A 9360-nucleotide genomic window follows, 5' to 3' on the forward strand; every position below is an offset into this window, starting at 1 on the left:
TTCAGGCGTGCGCGGCCGCGTGAATGCCGTAGAGATCCGCGTACATGCCGTTCCGGGTGAGCAGCTCGTCATGCCTGCCCGACTCCACCAGTTTTCCCGCGGCCATCACGAGAATGAGGTCGGCGTCGGCCACGGTGGAGAAACGGTGGGAGACGATGACGCTGATCGCTCCGTTCAAGGCCGCGAGTTCGCGGGAACGCCGCGCGTAGCGGGTGAAGATGGCGTGCTCGCTCGGAGCGTCCAGGGAGGCGGTGGGCTCGTCCAGGACGAACAGCAGGGGGCGCGGCCGTGCGCCGGAGCGGGCCAGCGCCACCTTCTGCCACTGGCCCTCCGACAGCTCGATCCCGCCGAAACGGCGGCCGAGCTCGGTGGCGGGACCGTCGGGCAGGCGGGAGACCAGCGCTTCGGCGTCGGCGTCGCGCACCGTGGAGTTCAGGTCGCCCCGGCCGCCCATCATGACGGAGTCCTCGAAGGTGGTGCAGTAGCGGCCGAAGTCCTGGAAGGCGGCGCTCATCGAGGCCCGCCAGCCGGCGGTGTCCAGGGCCGACAGCTCCACGTCGTCGACGAGGATGCTGCCCGAGTCCGGGGCGTACATCTTCGCCAGCAGCTTGACCAGCGTGGTCTTGCCGGAACCGTACTCGCCGACCACCGCGACCACCGCTCCGGCGGGCAGGTGCACGGACAGGTCCTCCAGGACGGGCTTGGTGGTCCCCGGGTAGGTGAAGGACACGTTCCGCAGCTCGATCCCGCGCCGCAGCCGGGCGGGTGGGGCCGCGTCGGCGGTGTCGCGGTGGGTCCGGGCGTACTCCATGAGCCACAGGTAGGGCCGCAGCAGCCGGCGGTACCCGCCGACCTGCATCGATCGGTGCAGCGCGTGCTCGACGACATTGCGGAACTGGACGCCCATGGACACGGCCAGGATGATGTCCCCCGGCCGGCCCGCCGCGGTGACCAGGAAGATCGCCAGGGTGAATCCGGCGCCGAAGACCAGCCAGCCCGCCGAGGACCAGCCGGCGGCGATCAGGGCGGCGCGGGCGCGGGAGCGCGTCACCCGTTCCCAGGCTTCGGCCTGCAGCTTGAGCGCCTGCGCCGCGGCGCCGTAGACGCGCAGCTCCTTCAGGGCGGCCGGGTTCACGCAGATGTCGTCGTACAGCTCACGGTGCAGGCGCAGGTCCTCGGCCGAGGCCAGGTCCTCTTGGGCGATCTTCTTGCGGCCCAGCCGTTCCATGGCCAGCTGTACGGCCGCGCACGGCAGCAGCGCGAGCAGCCAGGGGTTCACTCCGCCGAGCACCGCGAGCGCCACCAGCAGGCCGATCGCGGCGGCGATGGCCTGAAGGACCGACCACGCCCAGTCCACCAGCGCGCCGGACTGGCCGCGCAACGTGGTGACCCGGTCCAGGAACTCCGGGTCCTCCAGGTGCCGCACCTGCGGCAGCTCCGCGCAGGCGCGCAGGATCCGGGGTTCGACCTCGGTGAGGCTGATCCGTTCCACCAGATGGATGGTCCGCAGGTAGGCGATGTGCTCGACGCCGAGGTTGAGGGTGAGCACCAGCGCGGCGCCCAGCGCCGCCACCCCTATCGCGGTGGCGGTGCCCGCCTGGGTGGCCTCCACCAGCGCGCGCAGCGTGAGCCCCACCGCCGCGAACATGACCGTCGAGACCACGTGCCAGCCGATCAGGAAGGCGGTCGACCCGGGATAGCGCCGCAGGCACAGCACGATCAGCTCGCGCCACAAGCGCGCGTACTTCCTCACGCGAGGTCTCCTTCGTCCAGCCGGTCCTCGTATCCCTGGCTGAAGCGCCGGGCTTGAAGCGCGTACATGGTGGCGTACTGCCCGCCCCCGGCCATGAGCTCCTCGTGCGTTCCGGACTCGGTGATCCGGCCGCCGTCGAGCAGCACGATCCGGTCCGCCTGCCGTACCGTCGACAGGCGGTGCGAGATCAGCACCACGCTGATCTCCTCGGTGATGTCCGGCAGCCGCTGGAAGAGGTCGTGCTCGGTGCGGACGTCCAGGTGGGCGGTGGGCTCGTCCAGCACCAGGATCCTGGCGCCCCGGCGGGTGGCGTAGAGGGCGCGGGCGAGCGCGACCTGCTGCCACTGCCCGCCCGACAGGTCCACCCCCGCGGTACGGCTGCGCGACAGCGGCGTGTCGTACCCGCCGGGCAGCCGGCTCACCACGGGGGCCAGCCCGGCGTCCCGGACGACGCCGGTGAGCAGGCCGGGGTCGTCGGCTCCGAGCGCGATGTTGTCGCGCAGGGAGAGGGGGTATTTCAGGAAGTCCTGGAACACCACGCTCAACCGGGACTGCCAGCCGGGGATGTCGGCGATGTCCGTCCCGTCGGCGAGGATCCTGCCCGAGTCGGGCCGGTACAGCCCGGCCAGGAGCTTGGTCAGCGTCGACTTGCCCGCGCCGTTGAGCCCGACCAGCGCCAGCGACTCCCCCGGCCTGATCTCCAGGTCGACGCCGTTGAGCACCTGCCGGCCCGGATAGCTGAAGCACACGTTCTCGAAGCGCACCAGCGGCGGTGGCGCCGCGGCCGTCCCGGCGTGCGCGCGCGGCGGGATCGGCGCGGGGTTGATCCGCTCCAGCTCAGCGGCGGCCCGCCTGACCGGCCGAGCCCCTTCCAGGGAGATCACGTCGTCGGTCCTGATGGCCACGCTGAACACCGACCAGGCCGCGGTCACCACGGCCACCTCCAGGGCGATGGTGCCCTGTCCGGCCGCCGTGCCGAGGGCCACCCAGGTGAAGGCCACGGTGCATCCGGCCAGCGGGAGGAGCAGGGCCAGCCACAGCCCGCGCAGCACCCGCCGGTCGTCCTCCCACACGGGGTCCACGTGGGTGCGCATGTCACGCGTGTAGTGCCCGAGCAGCCATTCGCCCGCTCCGAAGACGCGCAGCTCCCGGCCTGCCGCCGGCGTGGTGGCGACCTCGCCCCAGTACTTCCACCGCCGGTGGTACAGGACTCCTTCCACCCAGATCCGGAAATGCCGGACCCACTGGCGGCCGTGCATCGTACGGAAGCACACCGCCGGGATGACCGTCGCCGGCACCAGCCACCACGACCACCAGGACAGGACCACCGAGGAAGACACCAGCGCGACGGCGTGGCCCACCAGCTCCAGCTGGCTCACGGCGCCGTCGCCCGACGTCCGGTCGACCCAGTCCCGCGGCTCCGCGGTGGTGGTCTTCACCCGGTCCTGGACGTCCTGCCGCTCGGCCACGTCCACGGTCGGCACGCCCATCACCAGGGCGGCGATCCGCGTACGGTGCGCGCCGTCGATACGATCGGCCGCCAGCCGTCCCACGGGGAACCGGAAGGCCAGCGCCAGCTGTCCGGCCAGGACCACGCCGCTCATGAGCAGCACCGGCCCGAGCGCGGATCGGCCGTCCGCCGCCACCAGCTCCTGGACCGCGATCGCGATGCCCGCGGGCACCACCGCGTCGATGAGGACCATCGCGGTCAACGCGATAGTCACCGCCGGGCCCGCATGGCGGAAGAGCCCCAGCAGGTCCAGCCTTTCTCGCATGGGCATCCCTCAGGCAAGGCCGACGAAACTTTCCATTCCCTCGCGAAATCTTGCGCAGCGTATGTCCGGTTCTGCGAATCGGTCAATACACCTTTCCTCTGCGGCAGCTGTCCGCTCAACGCCGCGATTACCGATAACACAGCTCTTGACGACCAGAAAGCGCTCACATACGCTCCGGCTAGCTTATCGGGGGTAGTCCGAAACTTTCGGCAGCTGGGCTCCGCGATGGGCTGAATGCAGGTGAGCAAGGTCCTTCAGTCCACGCGAAGCACGTGTCTGCGAGGGTGATCTGCATCGATGCCGAACGTCTCCACCGCGCTCGCTCACGAGCTCACGCTGACGGAGTGCGAACCGATCGTCGTTCCCTTCCAGGGCGATCGCGCCGGTGACGGGCCCCTGACCCTCGGCCAGCTCAACATCCTGCGCTGGCTGGACGCCTTCCCCGACTCCCACGGCTGGATGCGGTGGGAGCTGGAGCTGCCCGAGGGCACCGGCCTGGACGACGTCACCGAGACCTTCGCCGTTCTGCTGGCCCGCCATGAAGGGCTGCGCTCCACCTACGCGGCCGGCCCTCCCCCGGCCCAGCGGGTCGCCGCGGCGGGCGAGCTCGTCATCCACCGCTTCGACGCCGGCACACGACCGGTCGAGGCGGCGGAGCTCGGGCACCTCCTGGACACGCGCGCGCCGCACAGTCCCAAGACGCATCCGCTGCGTGTCGCCCTGGCCACGCGTGGCGGCAAGGTCCTCGCCGGCGTCATGGACCTCTCCCACCTGACCGCGGACTTCCTCGGCCTGGCCGTCTTCGGCCGCGAGTTCGCGCACCTGTTGCGTCACCCCGCGGACCGCGAGGCCGGGCCGGCCCGCCATCAGCCGCTGGACCAGGCCCGGGCCGAGCGGCGGGCGCCGCTGGCACGCCGTACGGCGAGCGCTCTGACGGCGTGGGAGAGCGTGCTGAACCGGGCGCCACACCACCTCTACACGGCCGCCTCCACGGGCGCGCCGCGCGGCTCGGTCGCCGCCGAGCTGTGTTCTCCGGCCGCGGCGGCGGCCCTGGCCACGATAGAGGCGCGTACCGGGTCAGGCCTCCCGGCGATCGTCCTGGCCGCGGTCTGCATCGTGCTCTCCCAGCGCACCGGCCGGAGTGCCGGTGACTTCCTGACGCTCTCCAGCAACCGGTACGACAGCCGGTCGGCGGACTACCTCGGGACCCTCGTCCAGTCGGCCCCCATGCGCGTCGACCTGGCGGCCATGAGTTTCGACGGCTGTGTCCATCAGGCCTGGCTGGCGACCGTGAAGGCGGGCAGGCACGGGATCTACGACGTCGAGGAACGCTCGCGCCTGGCCGCGCGGGCCGAGCATCGGCGAGGTGTCCGCTTCTGCTTCGAGCCCTTGTTCAACAATCTCGTGGTGGGCGGGATCGACTCCCCGCCTCAGGAGGCACCGGCCGGGACCACTGTGACCTGGGCGCCGATGGTGGACACCGACGTCATGCTCAGGTTCGACCTGTTCGCCGCGGCGGAAACGCTCCGCCTGCGGCTGTGGACCGGCCACCTGGACCGGGTCCCCAAGGGCGAGCTCGAACGCATCCTGCTGGCGATCGAGAACCTCCTCCTGTCGGCGGCCTCGGAGGATCTGAGCCGTCCGAGAATGGACGAGGTCACCGGGCTGGACCCGCTCCCACGGGACGGTGACTGGCTGCTGGTCGACTCGTGCTGGATCCAGCTCGGCGACGTGCAGCGGCTCCTGGACGAGGTGCTCGCGCCGCTGCCCGCCCGGGTCTTCCCCGAGGTCCGGGGCGAGCCGCTGGTGGCCTTCCTCGCCCGCGGCCCGCGGGTCCGATCCGCCGAGGAGGCGCACACGCTCTGCATGGAGGGCCTGTCCCACCGGCCCACCGCGATGACACCCCGCCGCTACGTGCTCTGCGATCGCGCCCCGGACGACGTGACCGACCTGGACGCCTGGCTGAGCCGGCCCGTGGTGGCGCAGGGCGCGGGCCGTACGACGGGGCACCCGGGATGACCGGCGTCGCCGGCCGGTGGATGCGCCACGTACAGACCCATCCCGGAGACGTCGCGATCCACGGCAGGAGCCGGGTCGCCACCTACCACGACCTCGCCACCCGGGCCTCGGGGCACCTGGCGGAACTCGATGCCGTCCCAGGCGGCGATCCCGTGCTCATCGTGTGCGCCGATCCGGTGGAGACCGTCGCCGCGATGCTCGCGGCCATGGCCTGCGGGCGCGTGTTCGCCCCCGCGGACGTACGGACGCCGCCCGCGCGGCTGGCCATGGCCATCGACGACCTGCGGCCGGGAGCGGTCGTCGCCGACCGGACCGGATCTCCGGTCGTGGCCGCGACCGGCAGGGAGGGGTTCCGGACCCTGGACGCCCGGGACGTACGGGACCACGCCGTGGATCCGGCACGATGGCACCGCGACGAGCCGGACGGCCCCGGCTACGTCTATTTCACCTCGGGAACCACGGGCCGGCCGAAGGGGGTCATCGGCAGCCTCCCGGCGATCACGCACTTCGTCACCTGGGAGATCGACCTCCTGGACGCGGACAGGGGCACGCGCGTCTCCTCGCTCACCTCCGCCGGATTCGACGCCTTCCTGCGCGACGCCTTCGTCCCGCTGTGCTCGGGCGGGACGATGGTCGTGGCTCCGCACAGCGCCCGCGGTGGCCAGGGGCTCGCCCGCTGGCTGGAGAGCAACCGCGTCCAGATCCTCCACTGCGTTCCCACGGTGTTCCGCACGCTCCGGGCGGCGGGCCTGGGCCCCGGGTCGCTGCCGGAGCTGCGCGCCGTCCTGCTGGCAGGAGAGCCGGTACGCCCCTCCGACGTCCGCTTCTGGCAGGAGCTCTTCGGGACGGAGAAGGAGCTGATCAACCTCTACGGCCCTACCGAGACCACGATGACCAAGCTCTTCCACCGCATAACCGCCGCGGACGCGACCGCGGACTCGGTCCCCGTCGGCCGGCCGCTCCCCGGCGTGGCGGTGCGGCTCCTGGAGCCGGGCGAGGTCGAGCTGCGCACGCCCTTCCCGCTCCACGGCTACCTCGGGGAACGGCAGGGCGGCTTCGACCCGTCCGATCCGCACCGGTTCCGGACGGGCGACCTCGGGCGGTTCCGGCCGGACGGCTCCCTTGAGCTCCTGGGCAGACGCGACCGGCAGGTCAAGGTGAACGGCGTGCGCGTCGAGCTCGACGACGTCGCGAACGTGCTCATGCGCTGTCCCGGGGTCCACGACGCCCACGTCGTCCTCACGGGTGAGAAGCTCTGCGCGTACGTGGTCGCCGAGGACGGCCCCCACGAGCAGCGGCTGCTGCGCCAGCTGCGCGAGCAGCTCCCCCCCGGCGTCATTCCCGCCGTGTTCGTCTGGCTCGACGAGCTGCCACGTACCTTGAGCGGGAAGGTCGACCGCCCCCGGCTGCCCCAGCCTCCGGACAAGCCCCGCGGAAGAGAAAGAGCCGATGCGTTTTAGCCTGTTCTACTTCGCCGACGACAGCACGCAGCCTTCCGCCGACCGCTACGAGCTGCTCCTGGAGGGAGCACGCTACGCGGACGCGCACGGTTTCACGGCCGTGTGGACGCCAGAGCGCCACTTCCACGCCTTCGGCGGGCTCTATCCGAACTCAGCGGTGACCGGCGCGGCCGTCGCCGCGGTCACCGAACGCGTGGCTGTCCGCGCCGGCAGCGTGGTCGCCCCGCTGCATCACCCGATCCGCATCGCGGAGGACTGGGCCGTGGTCGACAACCTGTCCGGCGGGCGGGTGGGCGTGTCCTTCGCCTCCGGGTGGCACGCGGTGGACTTCGCCTTCAACCCCGGCGGGTACGCCGACAGGACCCGTATCACCGTCGAGACGCTGGAACAGGTCCGCCGGCTGTGGCGGGGGGAGGAAGTGAGCGTCGTCACCGGGGTGGGCGAGGAGCAACGGGTCCGCGTCTTCCCGCCGCCCGTCCAGCCGGAGCTCCCGGTCTGGCTGACGAGCTCCGGCAGCGTCCAGACGTTCCGTACGGCCGGCGCCCTCGGCGTCGGCGTCCTGACCAACCTGCTCAGCCAGAGCGTCGACGAACTGGCACTCAAGATCAAGGAATACCGTGCGGAACTCGCCGGCCGGCCCGGCGACGTCGTGGTGATGCTGCACACCCACCTCGGGCCGGTGACCGACGCGGTGCGGGAGGCGCTGACGGCGTACGTACGCAGCTCGGTCGGCCTGCACCTCGGTTCGAGCGCGGGCTCGGCGCGCGGCGTCGACCCCGCCGCGCTCGGGCGCAAGGGCGTCGAGTTCATGACGCGCAGAGCCGTCAAACGCTTCTTCGACGAGGCGGGCCTGCTGGGCGAACTGGACGTCGCGGCGGAACGCGTCCGCCGGCTGGCCGCGATCGGGGTGGACGAGATCGCCTGCCTCATCGACTTCGGCCTGGAGACGTCCGCGGTCCTCGGGAGCCTGGACCAGCTGGGCAAGCTGCTGGACAGCGGTGATCGCTGATGGACGCGCACACCAAGAGGCACCTGCCCGAGGCCGAGGTCAACGGGCTCGTCCACCGCGCGCTGGGGCGGCGCGCCGTCGCCGCGCGGGAGCTGGGAGCGGGCACGTTCGCCGCGCTGTGGCGGGTCCGGCTGGACGACGGCCGCGAGGTGGTCGTCAAGCTGAGCCCTCCCGGCGATGCCGCACTCCTCGCCTACGAGCGGGACATCATCCGGACGGAGGCGATGTTCTACCCCCTCGCCGAGGGGACCGGCGTGCCGCAGCCCCGGCTGCTGCACGCCTGCCTCGACGACCCCGTACCGCACCTGATCATGACCGCGGTCGAGGGCATCCCGTGGTCGGAGGCGGCCGAACGGCTGGCCGAGGAGGAGTCCCGGCGGCTGCGCGGCACGCTCGGGCAGTACGTCGCCGCGCTCCATCGCGTCAAGGGGACCGAGTTCGGCTACCCGCACCTGCCCGGGATGAGGGCCGCCACCTGGAAGGAGGCCTTCCTGGCCATGGTCGACGGCCTCCTCGCCGACGCCGTCCGGTTCGACGCCGACCTGCCCTGGCCGGCCGGCGAGATCGCGCATGCCGTACGGGCCGGCGCCGGCGCGCTCGACGAGGTCACCGAGCCGGCCCTGGTCCACTTCGATCTGTGGCCCGGCAACATCCTGCTGGACCTGGACCTGGACCTGGACCTGGACCTGGACCTGGACCGGGACCGGGACCGCCGGCCGCCGCGCATCGCGGCGCTGATCGACCACGAACGCGCGTTCTGGGGGGACCCGCTGGCCGACTTCGTCTCCCTCGACGTGTACGGCAGGGCCGAGCACGACCCGGACCTGCTGCGGGGCTACCGGCAGGCCGGCGGTCGCCTGGAACTCACCGAGGGCGCGCTCACCCGGCTCGCCCTCTACCGGACCTACCTCTATCTGATCATGATCATCGAGGAGAAGCCCCGGGGATTCGATGACGCCGACCGCCATGACCGCATCGTGAAAGGGCTCCTCGAACAGCTGATCCGCTGACACCGCGCAGGGAGATGACCAAAGGTGGAGAGACGGCTTACCGAGAATCGATCCAGCAGAACGCTGACCCCGACCGAGTTCGCCGACGTCCGGCGCAAGCTCACGGTGCGGTCGCGGACCAAGAGAGGGGTCGGAGCCGATCCCGGCTACGCCACCGACCTGCCCAATGAGCTCAGCCTGCAGCTCACCTACTCCTGCAACCTGCGCTGCGACCACTGTTTCCAGTGGAACGACCAGGGCTTCCTGCGCGACTACGGCAGAGACCGGGTGACCGCCGAGCTGGACATCGAGGTGCTCGAACGGCTGCTCCGCGAGACGGACGAGACCAGGCCCA

7 protein-coding genes are annotated in these 9360 nt (G+C 71.6%); 5 read left to right on the forward strand and 2 right to left on the reverse strand.

The genetic code is table 11. The features are described from left to right. Position 1 precedes the first annotated feature (1 nt). Together ABFX54_RS40420 and ABFX54_RS40425 are read right to left on the reverse strand one after the other, a co-directional pair. On the reverse strand, positions 2-1753 hold the full coding sequence (locus ABFX54_RS40420) for an ABC transporter ATP-binding protein (RefSeq protein ID WP_346112134.1): 1752 nt from the start codon (positions 1751-1753) through the stop codon (positions 2-4). After that, positions 1750-3528: an ABC transporter ATP-binding protein gene (locus ABFX54_RS40425; RefSeq protein WP_346112136.1), complete on the reverse strand. Its 1779-nt coding sequence runs from the start codon at positions 3526-3528 to the stop codon at positions 1750-1752. Before ABFX54_RS40425 ends, ABFX54_RS40420 begins: the two co-directional genes overlap by 4 nt. A 297-nt stretch (positions 3529-3825) precedes the next feature. Between ABFX54_RS40425 and ABFX54_RS40430 the strand changes: the two genes are divergently transcribed. The 5 genes from ABFX54_RS40430 to ABFX54_RS40450 all read left to right on the forward strand — a co-directional run. After that, complete coding sequence (locus ABFX54_RS40430; RefSeq protein ID WP_346112137.1) at positions 3826-5547, forward strand: condensation domain-containing protein; 1722 nt, start codon at positions 3826-3828, stop codon at positions 5545-5547. Continuing rightward, a complete protein-coding gene (locus ABFX54_RS40435) occupies positions 5544-7007 on the forward strand; it encodes an AMP-binding protein (RefSeq protein WP_346112139.1) in 1464 nt (487 codons plus the stop codon). The genes ABFX54_RS40430 and ABFX54_RS40435 overlap by 4 nt, the downstream gene beginning before the upstream one ends. After that, positions 6997-8016: a MupA/Atu3671 family FMN-dependent luciferase-like monooxygenase gene (locus ABFX54_RS40440; RefSeq protein WP_346112140.1), complete on the forward strand. Its 1020-nt coding sequence runs from the start codon at positions 6997-6999 to the stop codon at positions 8014-8016. The genes ABFX54_RS40435 and ABFX54_RS40440 overlap by 11 nt, the downstream gene beginning before the upstream one ends. After that, positions 8016-9026 carry a phosphotransferase family protein gene (locus tag ABFX54_RS40445; protein WP_346112141.1) on the forward strand — a complete coding sequence of 337 codons (1011 nt, stop codon included), beginning with the start codon at positions 8016-8018 and terminating at the stop codon, positions 9024-9026. Before ABFX54_RS40440 ends, ABFX54_RS40445 begins: the two co-directional genes overlap by 1 nt. Positions 9027-9050: 24 nt before the next feature. Next, positions 9051-9360: hypothetical protein (locus ABFX54_RS40450; RefSeq protein WP_428834623.1), on the forward strand; the 310-nt coding region annotated here is incomplete at its 3' end.

The sequence above is a fragment of the Nonomuraea maheshkhaliensis genome (assembly GCF_039529435.1).
Classification (GTDB): domain Bacteria; phylum Actinomycetota; class Actinomycetes; order Streptosporangiales; family Streptosporangiaceae; genus Nonomuraea; species Nonomuraea maheshkhaliensis.

Excerpts from the sequence above, each read along its gene's own strand:
- ABFX54_RS40430 (WP_346112137.1), top strand. The coding sequence starts at position 3,826 with ATGCCGAACGTCTCCACCGCGCTCGCTCACGAGCTCACGCTGACGGAG.
- ABFX54_RS40425 (WP_346112136.1), bottom strand. The coding sequence starts at position 3,528 with ATGCGAGAAAGGCTGGACCTGCTGGGGCTCTTCCGCCATGCGGGCCCG.
- ABFX54_RS40435 (WP_346112139.1), top strand. The coding sequence starts at position 5,544 with ATGACCGGCGTCGCCGGCCGGTGGATGCGCCACGTACAGACCCATCCC.
- ABFX54_RS40445 (WP_346112141.1), top strand. The coding sequence starts at position 8,016 with ATGGACGCGCACACCAAGAGGCACCTGCCCGAGGCCGAGGTCAACGGG.
- ABFX54_RS40440 (WP_346112140.1), top strand. The coding sequence starts at position 6,997 with ATGCGTTTTAGCCTGTTCTACTTCGCCGACGACAGCACGCAGCCTTCC.